This is a genomic window from Mixta hanseatica (genome assembly GCF_023517775.1).
Classification (GTDB): Bacteria; Pseudomonadota; Gammaproteobacteria; order Enterobacterales; family Enterobacteriaceae; genus Mixta; species Mixta hanseatica.
In genome coordinates, this window is record NZ_CP082904.1 from 1781870 (window position 1) to 1802066 (window position 20197).

The following is a 20197-nucleotide window of genomic DNA, read 5'->3' on the forward strand; positions in this document are numbered from 1 at the left end:
ATTAATCATGACTCGAAAACCAAAAATTTTGGCTGCCGTGGCGCTGCTGTTAGCCGCCGCTGTTGCTGTATGTTACTGGCAGGTGCGTCAGTTTGCCGCGTCGCCATTAACTCTTAACCAGGAAAAAATATTTACCCTGGCGGCCGGTACCGGTCGTCTGGCGCTGGAAGCGCAGCTGGAAAGTCAGCATATCGTTAAGCCATCGCCATGGTTTGGCGTCCTGCTGAAGCTGGAACCGGAGCTGGCAAACTTTAAGGCGGGAACCTATCGCCTCGAAGCGGGGATGAGCGTGCGTCAGTTGCTGGTGCTACTGGCCAGCGGCAAAGAGGCGCAGTTCCCGGTACGCTTTACCGAAGGCACGCGGCTGCAGGATGTTCTTCAGGCGTTACGTAGCTCGCCGTGGATTAAGCATACGTTGAAAGACGATCTGCCTGAAACGGTCGCAGCGGCGCTGGGGCTGAAAAAGGACGAAAATCTTGAGGGCTGGCTCTGGCCGGATACCTGGCTTTATACCGCCAATACCAGCGATGTGGCGCTGTTACAACGCGCGCACCAGCGCATGAAGGCGGAAGTGGCAAAAATCTGGCAGAACCGCATGCCGGATTTACCCTATAAAACGCCGGATGAGTTAGTGACCATGGCCTCTATTATTGAAAAAGAGACGGCGGTCAGCGCGGAGCGCACCAAGGTCGCCTCGGTATTTATTAACCGCCTGCGCGTAGGGATGCGTCTGCAAACCGATCCGACGGTGATTTACGGTATGGGCGAAAGCTACAATGGCACGCTGACGCGTAAAGATCTGGAAGCGCCGACGGCTTATAACACCTACACCATCCACGGGCTGCCGCCGGGGCCGATCGCCTTGCCCGGTAAAGCCTCGCTTGAAGCTGCGGCGCATCCGGTCAAAAGTAATTATCTCTATTTTGTCGCCGACGGTAAGGGCGGACATACCTTTACCACCAACCTGGCCAGCCATAACCGGGCCGTACAGGCCTGGCGTATGACCATGAAGGAAAAAAATGAACGCTAAGTTTATTGTGATTGAGGGGCTGGAAGGCGCAGGAAAAACTACCGCACGCGACTGTATTGTCGAACAGCTGCGCGAGCAAGGCATTAGCGAAATTGTCTTTACGCGTGAGCCGGGCGGTACGCCGCTGGCGGAGAAGCTGCGCGATCTTATTAAACAGGGCCAGGAAGGGGAAAAGATCACCGATAAGGCCGAGCTGCTGATGCTGTACGCCGCCCGCGTACAGCTGGTTGAATCGGTGATTAAGCCGGCGCTGGCGCGCGGCGCGTGGGTAGTAGGCGACCGCCACGATCTTTCTTCGCAGGCCTATCAGGGCGGCGGGCGCGGCATTGATCCGCAGTTAATGCAGACGCTACGTGACGCGGTGCTGGGCGATTTCCGGCCCGACCTGACGCTTTATTTAGATATATCGCCAGAAATCGGCCTGCAGCGCGCCCGCGCGCGTGGCGAACTGGATCGCATCGAGCAAGAATCGCTGAATTTCTTTACACGCACCCGCCAGCGGTATCAGGCGCTGGCGGCCAGCGATGCGTCGATCAAAACGATTAATGCCAGCCAGCCGTTGGAGCAGGTGACACTGTCACTCAAAGCGACGCTGCAAGCCTGGCTGGCGGAGCAGAAATAATGAACTGGTATCCGTGGCTCAATCCGCTCTACCGCCAGCTTATCGCTCAGCATCAGGCAGGACGAGCGCATCATGCCGTGCTGGTACAGGCACTGCCGGGCATGGGCGACGCCGCTTTAATCTGGGCGGTCAGCCGCTGGCTGTTATGCCAGCGTCGCGATGGGCAGAAAAGCTGCGGCCACTGCCACGGCTGCCAGCTGATGATGGCGGGAACGCATCCCGACTGGCATCGGTTGGCGACGGAAAAAGGAAAAAGCGCGCTGGGGATTGATGCGGTACGCGAGGTTAACGAGACGTTGTTTCACCACGCCCAACAGGGCGGTGCGAAAGTGGTGTGGCTGCCCGATGCAGGACAGTTAACTGAGGCGGCAGCGAATGCCCTGTTAAAAACGCTGGAGGAGCCACCGCAGAACAGCTGGTTCTTCCTGAGCAGTGCAGAGCCGTCAAGGCTGTTGCCGACGTTACGCAGCCGCTGTCTGCGGCTGCATCTGGCACCGCCCGACGAGGCGCAAAGCCTGGGCTGGTTACAGAAGCAAAATGTTGGGTCTCATGAGGCAATGTTAACCGCGCTGCGGCTGAGCAGCGGCGCGCCTGCGGCCGCCCTGACACTGCTGGATAAGTCCAACTGGGAACAGCGTCAGGCATTATGCACGACGCTCTCCAGCGCTCTGGCGGGCGACGTGCTTATCCTGTTACCGCAGCTTAATCATGATAATGTCGCCGAGAGGATTGGCTGGCTCGCCTCGCTGCTGACGGATGCGCTGAAATGGCAGCACAGCGGTGATCGCTTTATCGCCAATGTCGATCAGCCCGCGCTGGTCACGCAGCTGGCGCAGCGTTTACCGGCCGCCGCGCTGGATAAAAGCCTGCGCCAATGGCTGCTGTGTCGGGAGCGCCTGATGCATATTGTTGCGGTCAACCGTGAACTATTGCTAACCGAACAGTTATTAAACTGGGAAACCTTACTCAGTCCGGCGGCGACATCGCTGGCTGATTAACCAAGAGAGTTGTTATGTTTTTAGTTGATTCCCACTGCCATCTTGATGGTCTGAATTACGAGACGTTGCATAAAGACGTGGACGATGTGCTGGCTAAAGCCGCCGCGCGCGACGTTAAATTTATGCTGGCGGTGGCGACCACGCTACCGGGGTTTAAAGCCATGGCGCAGCTGCTGGGCGATCGGCCTAATATTGGCTGGTCCTGCGGCGTACATCCGCTGAATCAGGAAGAGGAGTGGGATTTCGCTGAGCTGGCGCAGCTGGCCGCCGATCCTCGCGTTATCGCCATGGGTGAAACCGGTCTGGACTATTATTACCAGCAGGAAACCAAGGCGCGTCAGCAGGCATCGTTCCGTGAACATATCCGCGTAGGGCGTAAACTGAATAAGCCGGTTATTGTGCATACGCGCGATGCGCGTGAAGATACGCTGGCGATACTGCGGGAAGAGGGGGCAGAAGCCTGTAGCGGCGTACTGCACTGCTTTACTGAAGACCGGGAAACTGCTGCTAAGCTACTGGACATGGGCTTCTATATCTCTTTTTCCGGCATCGTGACTTTCCGTAATGCGGAAGCGTTACGCGAAGCCGCGCGCTATGTCCCGCTGGATCGCATGCTGGTGGAAACGGATTCTCCTTATCTTGCCCCGGTGCCGCATCGTGGCAAAGAGAACCAACCGGCATTTACCCGCGATGTTGCGGAGTATATGGCTGTGCTTAAGGGCGTCGATGTAGAAACCCTGGCGCGCGCCACTACGCAAAACTTTTCTCAACTTTTCCACGTCCCAATGTCACGGCTGACCGATACGCCTGAGTGACTTTTTTTAGAGCTCGTAATTAATCCGTTAAGATTGTAAAGTGCAGCGCCAAAAGCGCTGCGCTTACCTTTTTTTCCGTATAAAAGTTGGCAAAACAATAAAAAATATCCTAAAGGTTAGCCGCCTGATGGGCGAAACGTGACAGGTATCAAACAAAACGGAACAGATTTATTTTACTCTTCGTAATAAATCCAGAGAGCCTTAACAAGCTCCAAAGGCAGAAGATCCTCCCTCTTTTGCCACGCGTACCACGCGATTAAAAGCACTCATACTCAGGAGTTCCACAATATGTTTAAGAACGCATTTGCAAACCTGCAAAAGGTCGGTAAATCGCTCATGCTACCGGTGTCGGTTCTGCCGATCGCCGGTATTTTATTGGGTGTCGGCTCGGCAAACTTTTCCTGGTTGCCTGCCGTAGTTTCACATGTCATGGCGGAAGCGGGCGGATCGGTGTTCGCCAACATGCCGTTAATCTTCGCCATCGGTGTGGCGTTAGGCTTTACCAATAACGACGGCGTTTCGGCGCTGGCGGCCGTGGTTGCTTACGGCATCATGGTGAAAACCATGGCGGTTGTCGCTCCGCTGGTACTGCATTTACCGGCAGAAGAGATCACCGCTAAACACCTGGCGGATACCGGCGTGCTGGGCGGTATTATTGCCGGCTCCATCGCCGCCTATATGTTTAACCGCTTCTACCGCATCAAGCTGCCTGAATATCTGGGCTTCTTTGCCGGTAAACGTTTCGTACCGATTATCTCCGGTATGGCGGCGATTATTCTGGGCGTTATCCTGTCCTTTATCTGGCCGCCGATCGGCAGCGCGATTCAGGAGTTCTCTCAGTGGGCCGCTTATCAGAACCCGGTTGTCGCCTTTGGTCTGTACGGCTTGATTGAGCGTTCGCTGGTGCCGTTCGGCCTGCATCATATCTGGAACGTTCCTTTCCAGATGCAGATTGGTGAATTCACCAACGCGGCAGGGCAGGTATTCCACGGCGACATTCCGCGCTATATGGCGGGCGACCCGACCGCGGGCAAACTTTCCGGCGGCTTCCTGTTTAAAATGTATGGTCTGCCGGCTGCGGCTATCGCTATCTGGCACTCTGCGAAACCAGAGAACCGTGCGAAAGTGGGCGGCATCATGATCTCCGCTGCACTGACCTCGTTCCTGACCGGCATCACCGAGCCGATCGAGTTCTCTTTCATGTTCGTTGCGCCGATCCTGTACGCAATCCACGCCATCCTGGCAGGTCTGGCATTCCCGATCTGTATCCTGCTTGGCATGCGTGACGGTACCAGCTTCTCGCACGGCCTGATCGACTTTATCGTGCTGAGCGGCAACAGCAGCAAAATCTGGCTGTTCCCGATTATAGGTATCATTTACGGTCTGATTTACTACACCATCTTCCGCGTGCTGATCGCGAAGCTGAACCTGAAAACCCCAGGTCGTGAAGAAACCACTACTGAGCAATCAACCGGTACAGCCAATGAAATGGCGGCAAACCTGGTGACCGCGTTTGGTGGTAAAGAGAACATCACTAACCTCGATGCCTGTATTACCCGTCTGCGCGTTAGCGTAGCCGACGTATCCAAAGTGGATCAGGCTGGCCTGAAAAAACTGGGCGCTGCAGGTGTGGTAGTGGCTGGTTCCGGCGTACAGGCTATCTTCGGTACTAAGTCCGATAACTTGAAAACCGAAATGGACGACTATATTCGCAACAGTTAAACACTGATGCACACAGCAAAGGCGAGCTTCGGCTCGCCTTTTTACGTTAAGGGTACGGTTTTTTTGCTGTCGGGTAATGGCCTGTCAACGCGCAGTTGTTGCGTATCAGGACAGAGCAGAAGCATGCTAAGATCCGTCGCTGCATATCTGTAAATCGGTGCCCCGCTGCTCAGTAACGGTTGCTGCTATCAAAGAAAGTAATAATTTCATTTAATGGGAAGGCCGCTTTACTATTTTTCCGCTATCCGTTATCTGGTAATAACCATCATGTGCGAGAAAATAGAGGCCGCTGTGTTTGCTGTATCTGACAGTAAAGGTTTTTTCTTTTTCTATGCAATTCTTTTTGGTTTTCATCTCCAGAAAGCATAGCCTGTCATATTTTTCTTCTTCCATATAGCCGTCGCCGAACAGCCAAAAGGTAATGGTGTAACTGCCAGAGAGGGAAGGTTTAGGTATGCCGTAATGGCTTTTAAGCATCTCTCTGTTTTCGCGCCACCAGCCTATTTTTCCCCGTACGGTGATGGGAAATTGATTTACCAGTACATCAGAGTAATTTCCATCATCATGAACCGCAACGATCTTAACTGGTCGCAGAGATAGCCAGAGGAAATAACTCACTGCTATAGCTGTGATTATTAATATCGTCCAGCAGAGTTTTTTGTTTTTAATCATTGTATAGCTTCCCCGATAATTTCTATTGTAGCGTCCATATTGGTGATAAAGGGTCGGAAACCAAAGCGATTGTACCGCTGCAGCACAAACCAGATGCGGAAAAAGCGAAACAGGTTAAACTTGGCGTTTAATATGTCGTGAGCATCCAGACCAAAATGATCCTGGATTTTATAATTAACTGTGGCTCGGTAGTGATCATTATCAATACAGAGTGATTTAATGGTAATATGAGTAGCCCAGGTATCATGTACGGTAATGCCCATGCCATTAATGTTATCCTGAAGCCGATCGAATTTTGGTAGCTTTCCCTTTGAAATAACTTTTTTTAACTCCGCTTTATCTGCGGCTGGATAAATTTTATTCTTCCAATCAATTTTTAATTGAAAAGTATCCTGCAATAACATCCGTGTACTGTTCTCGGAAGATTCATCATTAATAATATGCATCCTTAGCGCGCTGTTCAGATAGTGGCTGCTAAATGGCGCGCCTTCGCCATGCTGCATATGGGTAATCATCTCTTCGATAAGATCTTTGTAAGGGCCATAGATGGCAAAAGCCTGCGACAGATGGCGCATCTCATCAAAAAGAATACGCGCGCACTCGGCTGTAGAATGTTTTGCCCCTGCGCCACGTGAGCCATAGAACCGCGAATGCAGTTGTCGGAACGGGGTGATCTCTGTCAGCGTATAAGGATCGATGCGGGTGGAAACATCCAGCAGGTGATACTCGTTTTTAGCTGTGTCTCGGTGAGATCGCCGTAGCGCATATCGTCTGCGCCATAATCATCCATTCTTTTTTGTGTTTCAAATATCCGACAGGGAAAGCGTAAAGCTGTCATTGCTTACTCCTTGTATCATCTTTCTTCCATATGTCACTTCGCCAGTGCCGGGCCGCCGCAAAACCAGGTAAAGGCGACTTCGGCTCGCTTTTTAATGGTTGTGATCAATGGTTGAGCCCCCATTCACCATTTACCATCAGAAACAGGATGAAGAATTTTTGATATCCCAGCCCATGCGGCTTTCCGCGCCGGTTAGGCCGGCAGCGGTTTGCTCCCAGTACTGGAACTTTACCCTGTCCGCCTGAAACACATACATGATCCGGTTAACCTCTTCGAAGGTAACTTCAGAAATTATTACGTTTTCTAAGGTCACCCGGCAGGATTCGATCATCCCGTTACCCGATTTACAGAGGGAAAGCTGGACCTTTTTGATGAGATTGCCGTTAGAGGCAAATAACAGGGCGGCTGAGGTGGCCTTATCAATATAACAATGGGCTGCCAGATTGCGGTAGCTGGCTTTTCCTGGCCCTGTGCCTGCAGTTCTTCTTACGCCCCAGGAGTAGCTTTTTACATCGATCCAGCCCTGATGTGCCGCATCTTTTGACTCTCCGCTGATACCATCTATTTTTAAAAATATGCTTTCCATACATTTCCTTTGCTGTTATGCCCCGTTAACTACGATGAGGCTTCCATGGGAGATTTTGCCTTTGTTAGTAGCGACTTTTGTGATACGGGTTACTGATACTTTCTGCCATGGCGAACTTTTGCGCTTTACTGGAAAAAACAGAGTAATAAATTTCATTTAATGGGAAGGCCGCTTTACTATCTTTCCGCTATCGGTTAACTGGTAATAACCTTCGTTTGCCAGGAAATAGAGGCCGCTATTGCCGCCATCGCTAACCGTGAATGCTTTATCCTTTTCTATACAGTTTTTTTCTGTTTTCATCTCTCTGAAGCAGAGCCTGTCATACTTCCCTTCTTCCATATAGCCGTCGCCGAAGTACCAGAAAACGATGCTATAGCTGCCGTAGGAGGAGATTTTTGGAATGTCGTAACGCCGTTTAAGCATATCTCTGTTTTTCAGCCACCAGTTTATCTTTCCCCGCGCGGTGACAGGGAAATTGTCTACCAGCACAGAGTTAAAACTTCCGTCATGATGAACCGCAATAATATTTACCGGGCGCAGGTTAAGCCAGATTGAATAACTTACCGTTACCGCTGTAATGGTTAATATAGACAAGGTGATTTTTTTGTTTTTTATCATTTTTTTACCTCTCCGTTGATTTCTATTGTAGCGTTCATATGGGTTATAAATGGTTTGAAACCAAAAAGATGGTATCGCTGCAGCACAAACCAGATGCGGAAAAAGCGAAACAGGTTAAACTTCGCGTTTAATATGTCGTGAGCATCCAGACCAAAATGATCCTGTATTTTATAATTCACCGCAGCCCGGTAATAGCCACCATTAACATGAATAGATTCAATAGTGATATGTGTGGCCCAGGTATCATGTACGGTTATGCCCATACCGTTAATACTGTCCTGAAACCGGTCAAATTTTGGTAGTTTACTCATTAGAATGGCATTTTTTAATTGTTCTGCTTTTTCTGCGGGGTAATAGCCATTATTCTGTGTTATATATTCGCTCAATACTTCCTGCAATCGCAAACGTGTACTGTTTTCCGAAGATTCATCATTAATAATATGCATCCTTAGCGCGCTGTTCAGATAGTGGCTGCTAAATGGCGCGCCTTCGCCGTGCTGCATATGGGTAATCATCTCTTCAATAAGATCTTTGTAGGGGCCATAGATGGCAAAAGCCTGCGACAGGTGGCGCATCTCGTCAAAAAGGATAGTGGCGCATTCGGCAGTTGAGTGTTTTGCCCCTGCGCCACGTGAGCCATAGAATCGCGAATGCGGTTGTCGGAACGGGGTGATCTCTGTCAGCGTATAAGGATCGATGCGAGTGGAAACATCCAGCAGGTGATACTCATTTTTTAGCTGTGTCTCAGTAAGATCGCCGTAGCGCATATCGTCTGCGCCGTAATCATCCATCCTTTTTTGTGTTTCAAATATCCTGCAGGGAAAGCGTAAAGCCGTCATTAATCGCTCCTTGTGTCAATTTTCTTCCATGAGTGCATTTCATCAATGCCTGGCCGCTGCGACAATGCCTAAATATCGAACGCTTTCGGTTAAGAGGGATAATATTCCCCGGTGAGCGCTGTGTAAATAATGAACATGGTTATCGACCAGCGTAACGCATGAGGTTACAGGCGAAAGCTGACCTGGTGCTCCGTCTGATAATGCGGCAGCGTCAGGCGAGAGGGGAAAGTAGCGAATAGCGACCCCATCAGGGCCGCTAATAACCATAGAGAAGTGTTAAAGATAGACGCGCAGATATTCCGTCAGGCAGAGCAGGGCCATCGCCTGGCCATAAGGCATAGAGGTCAGCGGTATCTGCCGGTAATAGTCAAGATCGCTGCCCATCGCGGTGCCGAAAGAGACCTGCGTTAGCTCGCCATCATTGTTGATATGCTGTATCACGCCTTTCACCGCCTGTTCCGCCATCGGCAGATAATCACGCGACAGATAACGCTTGCGCACCGCTTTTAATATGCCATAGGCGAAACCGGCGGTAGCGGAGGCTTCCAGATAGCTGTCACGATCGTCCAGCAGCGTGTGCCACAGGCCGCTTTCATGCTGCCACTGGCGCAGCGCCGCCACTTGGCTTTCCAGTACCTGCTGCAGGAAACGGCGCGTGGCGTGCTGTTCCGGCCACGCCATCAGTTCGATAAACTCCGGGATCACGATGGTCAGCCAGCTGTTGCCGCGTGCCCAGCGCGCTTTAGCGAAATTGTGGCGGCCATCGAAATTCCAGCCGTGAAACCACAGGCCGCTCTCCCGATCCATCAGATATTGCACGTGCAATAAGAACTGATAGCTTGCTTCCTCAACGTACTCCGGACGGTTAAGCAGTTTGCCGATTTTCGCCAGCGGCAGCACGCTCATCATCAGCGTGTCGTCCCAGAGCTGCTGGTGGTTCTCATTGTTATAAACAATATGCTGTAGGCCGCCCTGTTCGGTACGCGGCATTTCATACATTACCCACTCAGCCCAACGCTCCAGCACCGGCAACAACGCAGGATTACGCGTCTCTTCGTAGCGATAAGCGAGTGTTAACAGCGGGCAAACGGTATTTACATTTTTGGTTGGCGTGCCTTCCGCCAGTCGCTGGCGGAACCAGTCATCAATAATCGCCAGCGTTTTGGCATCGCCCGTTTGCTGATAGTAATGATACATGCCGTACAGCCCGATGCCGTGCGTCCATTCCCAGCCGGCCCAGCCTTTGGTATCAATCACTCGGCCATCATCCAGACGCAGCAGGAATTCACCGCTCTCGTCGGTAATCGCCACCAGATTGTCGGTTAGCTTTTCAATCAGCGTCACCAGCTCGGGACGCGGCACCAGAAATTCGGGCTGACGCAACAGGGCGCTATGTTTTACAGGAAATACCGTCATCATTCAGATCCTATCGTTTTAACGTTTGTGGCTGTACCGCTCCCACAGCCTGAGCAGGCCGCAGCGGCGGCGCAGGAGATTTATGGCGGTTAAGGAAGCCGATATTGTTGTTACCCCACAGATTTTCGTAAGGTAATCCAGCCAGCGTTTCCACCGTCGCGCGCGCTGCCGGGGTAAGATTTTCCGGCACCGGACGACCGGCCAGGCGCATTTTTTGCGTCTCTTCACGCAGCACCGAATGCGTTTGCAGATTCAAACGGAAACGCAGGGAGATAAAGAAGCCGACCGCCAGCACACACAGCGTGCCTACGCTCAGAATCAACAGGATAGTGTGCTGCACGTTTTCGCTCTGGATGGCCTGCCCGGAAACGAAGCCGGAAAGCTGCAGCACAATCCCCACCAGCATCACCGCACCCGCCTGCGAAGCCTTACGCGTCAGCGTCATGATGCCGGCAAAAATCCCTTCGCGACGTTGACCGGTGATCACTTCATCAACATCCGCAATATAGGTATAGATATTCCACGGCACGTAGTTGATACCGCCTCGGCCCAAACCGGCCAGGGCAGAGATCAGCACCAGCAGCGCCATATTGTCGTTCATGCCGGTGTACCAGAGCCCGGCATAGGAAAGGGCGCTCAGACCGAACAGCGTCACCACCAGACGATAGGAAGGCGCAGGCCCAAGGCGAATACAGAGTGGGATCATGCCCATCACCGCAATGAACTGCAGGATGGCCATCGTGCCCATCAGGTTAGAGGCGATCTGCGCGCTTTGCATCAGTACAAACACCACATACCAGGTGAACACGGCGTTGAAGACATCCTGCGCAATATAGCCGCCGAGATACATGCCCAGATGCTGGCGGAAAATACGCACGCGCAGGGTAGAGGCTAATTCCACATAGAGACGCTTCAGGCTTTGCGCCAGCGTCAGCTGTTGTTTTTCCGCTTCAGCACGGCGTGACTCTTCTGAAAAGTCTTCCGGAGCGCGTTCCCAGGTAAAAAACCACACCAGCGTCAGAACGATGGCGCATATCACCGAGAAAACCAGGCTGGCGTAAAAGAAGGAGACGGCGTTGTCTTTACCAAAGTGATTAATCAGCACGCCCGGCAGGAAGGCGGCCAGAATGGCGGAAAGCTGCGCCAGCGCGATGCGCGCGCCGGAAAACTTGGTTTTCTTTTTGAAATCGTCGGTCATCTCCGGCACCAGCGTTTCATAAGGCACCAGAATCATGGTGTAGATGATATCAAATAGCAGATAGGTCAGCAGATAATAGAGATAGCTCATATCGCCAACCCACATCAGGCTATAGCTGAACACGCAGGGAATGCCGAGCAGAATAAAGAACTTGCGGCGACCGAAGCGTTTACCGAGTCGGGTCGAGCCAAAGTTATCGGTAAGAAAGCCCATCAGCGGGCTGACCACCGCGTCCAGAACGCGCGCCATAGCAAAGATAAAGGTCGCTTCGATCGGCGTAAGGCCGCAAAAGGTGGTATAGAAATAGAGCAGCCAGGCTGCCGTGAGGGCTGTGGTGCCGGCGCCCAGAAAGTCGCCCGATCCATAAGCCAGGTAGTGCCGTAAACCAATTCTACGCGCTGGCATTGTCAATCTCCTCGTCATGACTAATAAAAAACGCACTGACTCCGACAGCTCAGACGGATTACCCAAAAGGTAGAATGGCGGGAGAGGGCAAACCTTCGCGTTTTTGCTAAGAAAAAGAGGAGAGTGGCAAAAAAACAAAGGAAAACCTGCCCCGGCTCTAATTTATAAAACGGCGTTTTATTTTTAGCCAGAGCAGCGTGCAGGAATGCGAAAAGCTGCACAAAAAATCGGTCCGGAGGTCACAGCTGTACAAAAAAGTGGCACTGCAGTCGGGGAAACGAAAGAAAAACCGCAGGAAGGTTGAAAGAAAACGAAATTCTCGCTCATACTCCATGCTTACATCTCTGCTAAGGATATGCACCATGGCTGAAGAAACTATTTTCAGTAAAATTATTCGTCGTGAAATTCCGGCTGATATTGTTTATCAGGATGAACTGGTCACGGCGTTTCGTGATATTTCGCCCAAAGCGCCGACCCACGTGTTGATTGTGCCGAATATTCTGGTGCCGACCGCGAATGATGTCAGCGAGGCCCATGAGCAGGCGATGGGACGTATGTTCACCGTGGCGGCGAAGATTGCTAAACAAGAAGGCATTGCGGAGGATGGCTACCGGCTGATTGTTAACTGTAATCGCCATGGCGGCCAGGAAGTTTATCATATCCATATGCACCTGGTCGGTGGTTGCCCGCTCGGGCCGATGTTAAGCGTTTAATCAACGTGCGGACCTTCACCATGCGTGCCTTATTAACCAGCCTGTCTCTGGTTCTGATCCTGACTGCCTGTAGCAGCGATAAACCGGTGATTAACACTTCGCAGTCGCTGATTATGGAATCGTCCGTCCTCTCTGCGGGGATTTTACCCAGCAAGCCCGCTCTTTCTGAACAGGCTGGACAGCAGCGGGCGGTAAGCACGCTGGAAAATCAGCAGAATAAGCCGGTGACCGTCCACTATCGTTTCTACTGGTATGATGATAAAGGTCTGGAAATTCAGCCTTTTGAAGCACCGCGCACGCTGGTGGTTCCCGCAAACGATCGGGTTGAAATTAGTTCGCAGATGGGCAATCTGATGGCCAGTAAGGTTCGTCTCTATCTTTATTTGTAAGGGGAAATACCGTGTTCAGGCGTTTAAAACTCTCCGGCGTCATGCTGCTGGCATTCGTTCTGGCGGGATGTATTAATAATCAACAGCAACAACCACCGGCACCGGTGGAGCCTGTGCAGCCATCGACGCCGCCGGTTGTGGTACAGCCGCCGCCGATTACCACTCCGCAGCCGGGCGAAACGGTGCCGCAACCGCCGAAGCTGAAGAGCATCAACTGGGATGCCAGCGTTCAGCCGCTGGTGGCGCAAATGCTACAGGCGCAGGGCGTGACGCCCGGCAGCGTACTGCTGGTGGATCGCATAAAAAACAGTACTAACGGCAGCTTGCAAACCGCAAAGGCGACGGCTGCGCTGCAAAATGCGCTGGCCAGCAACAATACCTTTACGCTGGTGACGCCGCAACAGCTGACGCAGGCCCGGCAAACGCTGGGGCTGTCGCCTGAAGACAGCCTGAACTCGCGCAGCAAGGCGATCGGCCTGGCACGCTACGTTGGCGCGCAGTATGTGCTTTACAGCAATGCGCAGGGCGATGTGAAAGCGCCTGAACTGCAGATGCAGCTGATGCTGGTGCAAACCGGAGAGATTATCTGGTCAGGAAATGGCAGCGTTCAGCATTGATCCCGCCCTGCGGGCGTTGATTGACCAACACCAACCGGCAGCCTCGTCTGCCGGTTCTTTTTATCCGCTAAATGGTCTTACCGGCCTTTCCGGGAAAGTAGTAAGCGGTCAGCAGCGCTGGCTGGCGCGGCGTATCCCGCAGCAGCCGATCCCCTTTATCTCCCGTCGGCGCGAGTGGCATCTGCTAAGGCGTTTAACCGCCAGCGGGCTGGCGCCGCATGCGCTGGCGATCAATCAGCGCTGGCTGCTGCTGGAATGGCTACCGGGCGAAACGCTGTCGCCGGCGGCGTTTTTAGCGCGACAGCCTGAGCTGCTGGCATTGTTAACCCGGCTGCATCACCAGCCCCTTAGCGGTTATCGGCTGCGGCTGTTGCCATTATTGCAACATTACTGGCAACAGTGTCGCCAGCGTAATCCGCGCTGGCTGCGGCGGCTACGTCAGCTGACGCGTCAGGGCGAACCGGCGCCGCTGCGGCTGGGGCTGCTGCATATGGATATTCATCCCGGCAATCTGCTGGCGCATCCCGACGGATTGCGGCTGATTGACTGGGAATATGCCGCCGACGGCGATATTGCGCTGGAGCTGGCGGCTATCATCGGCGGCAACGCGCTGAATGCTGCGCAGCATACGGCGTTACTGGCTGATTATGCCCGCGCCAACCGGCTGGAGGTCAGCGTGCTGGCGCAGCAGGTCAGGCGCTGGCAGCCCTGGCTGCATCTGCTGATGGCCAGCTGGTATCAGCTGCGCTGGGAGCAAAGCGGCGATCCGGCGCTGCATCAGCTGGCTATCGCCGCCTGGCGACAAATTTAGCGCGCGATCTGCCTATTCCGGCTATGATGTGCGCCAGTTTTTACAGGAGAAATCATCATGTCGATACCCGGTCCGGTAATGTTGGACGTGGCAAGCTATGAGCTGGACGCCGAAGAGCGCGAAATTCTGGCGCACCCGCTGGTAGGCGGGCTGATTTTATTCGCGCGCAACTATCACGATCCCGCGCAGCTGAATGAACTGGTACGCCAGATCCGCGCCGCTTCTCATGCGCGGCTGGTGGTAGCCGTGGATCAGGAAGGCGGGCGGGTACAACGCTTCCGCGACGGCTTTACCAGCCTGCCGGCGATGCAATCTTTTGCCGCGCTGAACAGTCCCGAACAGGCCGATATGCTGGCGCAGGAAGCGGGCTGGCTGATGGCGGCAGAGATGATGGCGATGGATATTGATATCAGCTTCGCGCCAGTACTGGATATTGGTCATATCAGCGCCGCGATTGGCGATCGCGCTTTCCATCAGGATCCCGCCATCGCGCTGCGCGTCGCGCGTCGCTTTATTGCCGGTATGCATGAAGCCGGAATGAAAACCACCGGTAAACATTTTCCCGGGCACGGTGCGGTCAGCGCCGATTCTCATAAAGAGACGCCGCGCGATGAGCGCGATGGCGCCACTATTCGCCAGCACGACATGGCGATCTTCCAGCAACTGATTAGCGAAAACGCGCTGGATGCGATTATGCCAGCGCACGTTATCTATACTCAGGTGGATCCGCGCCCGGCCAGCGGCTCGTCCTACTGGCTGAAGCAGGTATTGCGCGCTGAACTGGGCTTTAACGGCATTATCTTCTCTGATGATTTATCGATGGAAGGGGCGGCGGTGATGGGCAGCTATGCCGAGCGTGCTCGTGCCTCGCTGGAGGCGGGCTGCGATATGATCCTGGTGTGTAACGATCGTCAAGGCGCGGTTAGCGTGCTGGATAACCTGCCGCCGATCAAAGCAGAGCAGGTTAGCCGTCTGTATCATCGGGGAACATTTAATCGCCAGCAGCTGCTCGATTCTGCACGTTGGCAACGCGCCAGCCAGCAGCTGAGCGCATTACAGGCGCGCTGGCTGGCCCACAAAGCGTCGGGCAACTAACAGGAAGCCCGGCCTTAAGCAACGGTGAGGATAGCCATGATTATTTATCTACACGGTTTCGACTCCACTAGTCCGGGTAACCATGAAAAAGTTTTGCAGCTGCAGTTTATCGATCCTGACGTGCGGCTGCTGAGCTACAGCACGCGCCATCCGAAACATGATATGCAGCATCTGCTAAAAGAAACTGACAAAATGCTGATGCTGAATGTCGATGAGCGGCCGTTGATTTGTGGTGTCGGCCTCGGCGCCTTCTGGGCCGAGCGCATCGGCTTCCTGTGCGATATCCGTCAGGTAATGGTTAACCCTAACCTGTGGCCGCAGGAAAACATGGCGGGCAAGATCGACCGACCGGAAGAGTATCTGGATATCGCCACCAAATGCGTCAGTAACTTCCGCGAGAAAAACCGCGACCGTTGCCTGACGCTGCTTTCACGCCACGACGGCATTCTCGACAGTCAGCGCACCGCAGAGACACTGGCTCCCTGGTATGAAATTGTCTGGGACGAAACGCAGCCGCATAAGTTTCCCAGCCTTTCCCCCCATTTACAGCGTATTAAAGCGTTTAAAACCCTGGGTTAAGGGCCATTCTGCGGGATGATCGCCTGGCGATCGCCCGCTTTTTTTCCAGGTAAAAATCTGACTTATTGCCGTGAAATTGATCTACGTCAAATTTGGTATGACCAACTTACCCCGCCATGTTATTCTGATTTCAGCTCGCGATTTAACTTCGCAACCCTATGTTAACTAAGGTTTTTATTAACCTTTGATTAACTTTTGGTTTACATTTTGAGGGGGTCATCTTGACTACACCATTAAGAAAAATTGTTATCGTTGGAGGGGGAGCCGGTGGGCTGGAACTGGCAACGCAGCTTGGGCACAAGCTGGGCCGACGCCAGAAGGCGGAGATCACGCTGGTCGATCGCAACCACAGTCATTTATGGAAACCGCTGCTGCATGAAGTGGCCACTGGATCGCTGGATGAAGGTATCGATGCGCTCAGTTACCTTGCTCATGCGCGCAATCACCATTTCCAGTTCCAGCTGGGATCGTTAACCGACATCGATCGGGAAAATAAGCGGCTGCAGCTGGCAGAAATCCGCGATGCGCAGGGGGAAGTGTTGGTTCCGGCGCGCGAAGTGCCTTACGACACGCTGGTCATGGCGCTGGGCAGTACTTCAAATGATTTCGGTACGCCAGGCGTAAAAGATCACTGCATCTTCCTGGATAACCCGCATCAGGCGCAGCGTTTCCATAATGAAATGCTTAATCTGTTCCTGAAGTATTCGGCCAATACCGATGCCCAGGGCAAAATCAATATCGCGATTGTCGGCGGCGGAGCAACCGGCGTTGAGCTTTCTGCCGAGCTACATAATGCGGTAAAACAGCTGCACAGCTATGGCTACAAAGGGCTGGATAATCAGGTGCTGAACGTCACGCTGGTCGAGGCGGGCGAACGCATTCTGCCCGCGCTGCCGGCACGTATTTCCGCCGCGGCCCATCAGGAACTGACCAAGCTGGGCGTGCAGGTACTGACGCAAACCATGGTCACCAGCGCAGATAAAAATGGTCTGCATACCAAAAACGGCGACTTTATCGAAGCGGATCTGATGGTTTGGGCAGCGGGTATCAAAGCGCCAGATTTTATGAAAGATATCGGCGGTCTGGAAACCAACCGTATCAATCAGCTGGTAGTGAAAGAGACGCTGCAAACCACGCATGATGACGATATTTACGCCATCGGCGACTGTGCCTCTTGTGCGTTACCTTCCGGCGGATTTGTGCCGCCACGTGCGCAGTCGGCGCACCAGATGGCCTCAAAGGCGCTGGAAAACATTCTGGCGCAAATGCGTCAGCAGACGCTGAAACCGTATGTTTATAAAGATCACGGTTCGCTGGTTTCGCTTTCGCGATTCAGTACCGTTGGTAGCCTGATGGGTAACCTGATGCGCGGTTCGATGATGGTGGAAGGGCGCATTGCGCGTTTCGTCTATATCTCGCTGTATCGTATGCATCAGATTGCGCTGCACGGTTACTTTAAAACCGGCCTGATGATGCTGGTGGGCAGCATCAACCGGGTAATCCGCCCGCGTTTGAAACTGCATTAAGGTCCTACGTTAACAGAGCCCGTGCCTCGACGCGGGCTCTCACTTCTCCGCAACGTCTTATCAAATGAAAAATGCGCTCAGCTCCTGGGCGATGGCCTGAGGCTGCTCTTCGGGTAAGAAATGGCCGCAGTGCGGCACCAGTACGCCAGAAACGTCGTCGGCAAATTGACGCAATGGCGCAGCCATATCCGCAATCGAGCCGAACTCGGCGCTAACGGCCAGCACCGGCATCTTGAGCTTCCCTTGCTTGTGCAACGCGGCATTTTGCGCAGCCGAAAGCGCAACCGCTCGATAGCCGGCGAGGCCCGCGCGCAACCCTCCATTGGCAAGCATTACGCGCAGATATTCATCAATCTCTTCATCAGAAAAAACGTCCGGACAGGCGGTCTTTCTTTTCAGGAACCATTCGATATAGAGACGCTCGCGCCCGACAATTAATGCTTCAGGCAGATCGGGGATCATATGAAAAGCAAAATGCCAGGTTTTCCAGGCGTTATCGGGCGTGGCGGGCAGCGCTTCCGGCAGCGTAACGCCCGGAATACCGGCATCCAGTAACGCCAGACGCTTTACTTCATCGGCATACAGCGCCGCATAGGGCCAGGCGACCCAGGCGCCGACATCATGCGCGGCGAGGAAATAGCGCGTAACGTTAAGCTGCGCCAGTAGGCCATGAACTTTCTCCGCCAGCGAGCGGGTGTCATAACCGGTTCCCGGGCGATCGGAGTCTCCCTGGCCCGGCAGATCCAGCGCAATAAGGTGATAATCCGCCTTCATAAGCTGCATAACCTTACGCCAGGCATACCAGCTCTGGGGGAATCCGGCTAAAAAAACGATCGTTTCACCCTGCGGATTCCCGCCGGTAACGTAGTGCATCCTGATCCCTGCCACCGTCGCGTAGCGATGCGCGAAATCGCTAAAAGTGCGATCGTGCCAGCTGACGGGCTCAGCGCTGGCATAACGAAGCGGGGCAGGGGCAACAGTTTGTGGTGCGCGGTGGTCCATTGTGACTCCTTAAATTTTATCACTCGGCGATAAGGTAAGTTTTATTAGGAAATGAACATTTCCTAAATAGGTAAAATTTTAAGCCAGCAGCTTCATTGCCAGCCTGATCGTCTCTTCCCGGTCCGTCAGGTTTTCAATTTTGCCCAGCACGCGCATACCAAAGGTAATACAGAGCATCAGCTCTGTTGCGCTATCCACGTTAACCTCTGGCGATAGCGAACCATCCGCCTGACCCTGTCGCACCAGGGCGGACAGAAACGCTTTATTACGCATAAATGCCTGACGCACCAGCGCTGACAGCTCATCATCCAGCACCTGAAGCTCTGTTGCGCTGCCGACAACCAGACAACCCCGCCTGCCTTCCACCTCGCGCGCGGAATCGAGATAGAACCGGAGCAGTTCAGCTATTTTCTCGCGGCCCGTAGCGCAAGGTTGCAGGCGCTGTCTCAGCAGGGCATTACGCTGCGAGGTATAACGTTCAAATACCTGAAGAAACAGAGTGCGCTTGTCGTTAAACGCCTTATAAATACTGCCAGCGGTTAAGTTCATGGCGGCGGCCAGATCCGCTATTGAGGCGGCATGAAAGCCTTTTTGCCGAAACACCAGCATCGCCTGATCCAGCGCCTGTTCAGTATCAAATTCTCGCGGACGTCCGCGTTCTTTGGCTTTATTCACCATTAAGCAGCTCAGCAATATCAAATAAGGAAACAATCAATTCCAAAATGCCAGAAATTCTCTGCGTCGGCAAGTGCGCAGCAGGCAAAAGATTGGCAGTTTCATTTTTGTGATCGCTGCGATGTTAAGCAAAAAAAAAACGTAGCAAACCTTGCCAAAGCGGCCCGGTTCGTCACCAGTCGTTTGCTAAGAACGCTCTGAAAAACCTCTGTTTATCCCGCTTTGCGGTTTTTCCTCCTATTATCTGATTGCTGCTTTTTGCCCTGGTCTGCACAATTTTTATCAATTACCACGGCGAGTCGCGCACGCCGAGTATGGCTTACTGCCACGGAACCGGCAGCAGCAGGATTGCGCGGTAACATAGTCAGGAGGTTTTCCTGTGAATAAATCAATGATAGCGGGTATGGGTATTGGTGTGGTTGCCGCTCTGGGCGTGGCTGCCGTTGCCAGCATGAACGTGTTTAATCCGGGTCCCCAATACGCACAGGTTATTTCCGCAACGCCCATCAAGGAAACGATTAAAAACCCACGTCAGGAGTGTCGGAACGTCACGCTTACTCATCGTCGGGCGGTTCAGGATGAGAACCGCATTGCCGGATCGGTATTAGGCGCGGTGGCCGGCGGGGTATTGGGTCATCAGTTTGGCGGCGGGCGCGGTAAGGATGTGGCGACGGTAGCGGGCGCTCTGGCAGGCGGCTATGCCGGCAACCAGGTACAGGGCGGCCTGCAGGATCGCGACACCTATACCACCACCGAACAGCGCTGCAAAACGGTCTACGATAAGCAGGATAAAATGCTGGGCTACGATGTCACCTATAAAATTGGCGACCAGCAGGGAAAAATTCGTATGGAGAACGATCCCGGCACCCGCATTCCGCTCGATCGTAACGGGCAATTGATTCTTAACAGCAACAGCGATCAGGCATAAGCAAACGGGGCGAAAGCGACCCCGTTCGTTATCCAGACATCTCTTTAGCGCAAAGCCAATTTTAAACGGGGCCATTCCAGCCCCGTTTAGCGTCTATTCCCCG

General features: G+C 53.3%; 21 protein-coding genes and 1 pseudogene. 13 read left to right on the forward strand and 9 right to left on the reverse strand.

What is annotated here, in order from left to right; genetic code table 11:
• The first annotated feature begins 7 nt into the window (after positions 1–7).
• From mltG to ptsG, 5 genes are all read left to right on the forward strand, one after another.
• On the forward strand, positions 8–1030 hold the full coding sequence (gene mltG / locus K6958_RS08595; RefSeq protein ID WP_249894250.1) for an endolytic transglycosylase MltG: 1023 nt from the start codon (positions 8–10) through the stop codon (positions 1028–1030).
• Positions 1020–1652 (forward strand): dTMP kinase, encoded by a 633-nt coding sequence (gene tmk / locus K6958_RS08600; protein ID WP_249894251.1) that lies wholly within the window; start codon positions 1020–1022, stop codon positions 1650–1652. Before mltG ends, tmk begins: the two co-directional genes overlap by 11 nt.
• A complete protein-coding gene (gene holB / locus K6958_RS08605) occupies positions 1652–2650 on the forward strand; it encodes a DNA polymerase III subunit delta' (protein WP_249894252.1) in 999 nt (332 codons plus the stop codon). The genes tmk and holB overlap by 1 nt, the downstream gene beginning before the upstream one ends.
• Positions 2651–2664: 14 nt before the next feature.
• Entirely contained in the window at positions 2665–3465 is an 801-nt protein-coding gene (locus K6958_RS08610; RefSeq protein ID WP_249894253.1) for a metal-dependent hydrolase, read from the forward strand.
• Positions 3466–3753: 288 nt separating this feature from the next.
• On the forward strand, positions 3754–5187 hold the full coding sequence (gene ptsG, locus K6958_RS08615) for a PTS glucose transporter subunit IIBC (RefSeq protein ID WP_249894254.1): 1434 nt from the start codon (positions 3754–3756) through the stop codon (positions 5185–5187).
• 210 nt (positions 5188–5397) lie between these two features.
• On the opposite strand, the gene K6958_RS08620 is transcribed toward ptsG, so the two are convergent.
• The 7 genes and pseudogenes from K6958_RS08620 to K6958_RS08655 form a co-directional block, all read right to left on the reverse strand.
• Positions 5398–5859, reverse strand: coding sequence for a DUF943 family protein (locus K6958_RS08620; protein ID WP_249894255.1), 462 nt, complete (start codon positions 5857–5859; stop codon positions 5398–5400).
• Positions 5856–6697 (reverse strand): annotated as a pseudogene (locus K6958_RS08625) (YPO3983 family protein). Before K6958_RS08625 ends, K6958_RS08620 begins: the two are co-directional and overlap by 4 nt.
• A 136-nt stretch (positions 6698–6833) precedes the next feature.
• Positions 6834–7283 carry an Hcp family type VI secretion system effector gene (locus tag K6958_RS08635; protein ID WP_249894256.1) on the reverse strand — a complete coding sequence of 150 codons (450 nt, stop codon included), beginning with the start codon at positions 7281–7283 and terminating at the stop codon, positions 6834–6836.
• A gap of 156 nt (positions 7284–7439) precedes the next feature.
• The gene (locus K6958_RS08640) at positions 7440–7901 is read right to left on the reverse strand and encodes a DUF943 family protein (RefSeq protein WP_249894257.1); all 462 of its coding nucleotides are present in this window, start codon (positions 7899–7901) and stop codon (positions 7440–7442) included.
• Positions 7898–8740: a DUF3289 family protein gene (locus K6958_RS08645; RefSeq protein ID WP_249894258.1), complete on the reverse strand. Its 843-nt coding sequence runs from the start codon at positions 8738–8740 to the stop codon at positions 7898–7900. The genes K6958_RS08640 and K6958_RS08645 overlap by 4 nt, the downstream gene beginning before the upstream one ends.
• Positions 8741–9016: 276 nt before the next feature.
• Positions 9017–10156 (reverse strand): beta-galactosidase BglB, encoded by a 1140-nt coding sequence (bglB, locus tag K6958_RS08650; protein WP_249894638.1) that lies wholly within the window; start codon positions 10154–10156, stop codon positions 9017–9019.
• Positions 10157–10166: 10 nt separating this feature from the next.
• Complete coding sequence (locus K6958_RS08655; RefSeq protein ID WP_249894259.1) at positions 10167–11759, reverse strand: MFS transporter; 1593 nt, start codon at positions 11757–11759, stop codon at positions 10167–10169.
• A 362-nt stretch (positions 11760–12121) separates the two neighbouring features.
• Here K6958_RS08655 and hinT point away from each other — a divergent pair, with 362 nt between their 5' ends.
• The 7 genes from hinT (at position 12122) to K6958_RS08690 (ending at position 17489) form a co-directional block, all read left to right on the forward strand.
• Positions 12122–12472, forward strand: a complete 351-nt coding sequence (hinT, locus tag K6958_RS08660) for a purine nucleoside phosphoramidase (protein ID WP_249894260.1) — start codon at positions 12122–12124, stop codon at positions 12470–12472.
• 20 nt (positions 12473–12492) lie between these two features.
• Positions 12493–12861: a YcfL family putative periplasmic lipoprotein gene (locus K6958_RS08665; protein ID WP_249894261.1), complete on the forward strand. Its 369-nt coding sequence runs from the start codon at positions 12493–12495 to the stop codon at positions 12859–12861.
• A 41-nt stretch (positions 12862–12902) separates the two neighbouring features.
• Positions 12903–13478: a penicillin-binding protein activator LpoB gene (gene lpoB, locus K6958_RS08670; protein ID WP_249894639.1), complete on the forward strand. Its 576-nt coding sequence runs from the start codon at positions 12903–12905 to the stop codon at positions 13476–13478.
• The gene (gene thiK / locus K6958_RS08675) at positions 13459–14289 is read left to right on the forward strand and encodes a thiamine kinase (protein WP_249894262.1); all 831 of its coding nucleotides are present in this window, start codon (positions 13459–13461) and stop codon (positions 14287–14289) included. Before lpoB ends, thiK begins: the two co-directional genes overlap by 20 nt.
• Positions 14290–14367: 78 nt before the next feature.
• The gene (nagZ, locus tag K6958_RS08680; protein ID WP_249894640.1) at positions 14368–15384 is read left to right on the forward strand and encodes a beta-N-acetylhexosaminidase; all 1017 of its coding nucleotides are present in this window, start codon (positions 14368–14370) and stop codon (positions 15382–15384) included.
• 36 nt (positions 15385–15420) lie between these two features.
• Entirely contained in the window at positions 15421–15963 is a 543-nt protein-coding gene (gene ycfP, locus K6958_RS08685) for an alpha/beta hydrolase YcfP (protein WP_249894263.1), read from the forward strand.
• A gap of 221 nt (positions 15964–16184) precedes the next feature.
• Complete coding sequence (locus tag K6958_RS08690) at positions 16185–17489, forward strand: NAD(P)/FAD-dependent oxidoreductase (protein WP_249894264.1); 1305 nt, start codon at positions 16185–16187, stop codon at positions 17487–17489.
• A gap of 60 nt (positions 17490–17549) precedes the next feature.
• Here the strand turns inward: K6958_RS08690 and K6958_RS08695 are convergent, their stop codons facing one another.
• Complete coding sequence (locus K6958_RS08695) at positions 17550–18491, reverse strand: alpha/beta fold hydrolase (RefSeq protein WP_434085200.1); 942 nt, start codon at positions 18489–18491, stop codon at positions 17550–17552.
• Positions 18492–18569: 78 nt separating this feature from the next.
• Positions 18570–19169: a TetR/AcrR family transcriptional regulator gene (locus tag K6958_RS08700; protein ID WP_249894265.1), complete on the reverse strand. Its 600-nt coding sequence runs from the start codon at positions 19167–19169 to the stop codon at positions 18570–18572.
• A gap of 376 nt (positions 19170–19545) precedes the next feature.
• Between K6958_RS08700 and K6958_RS08705 the strand changes: the two genes are divergently transcribed.
• Entirely contained in the window at positions 19546–20094 is a 549-nt protein-coding gene (locus K6958_RS08705; protein ID WP_249894266.1) for a glycine zipper 2TM domain-containing protein, read from the forward strand.
• The last annotated feature ends 103 nt before the right edge of the window (positions 20095–20197 follow it).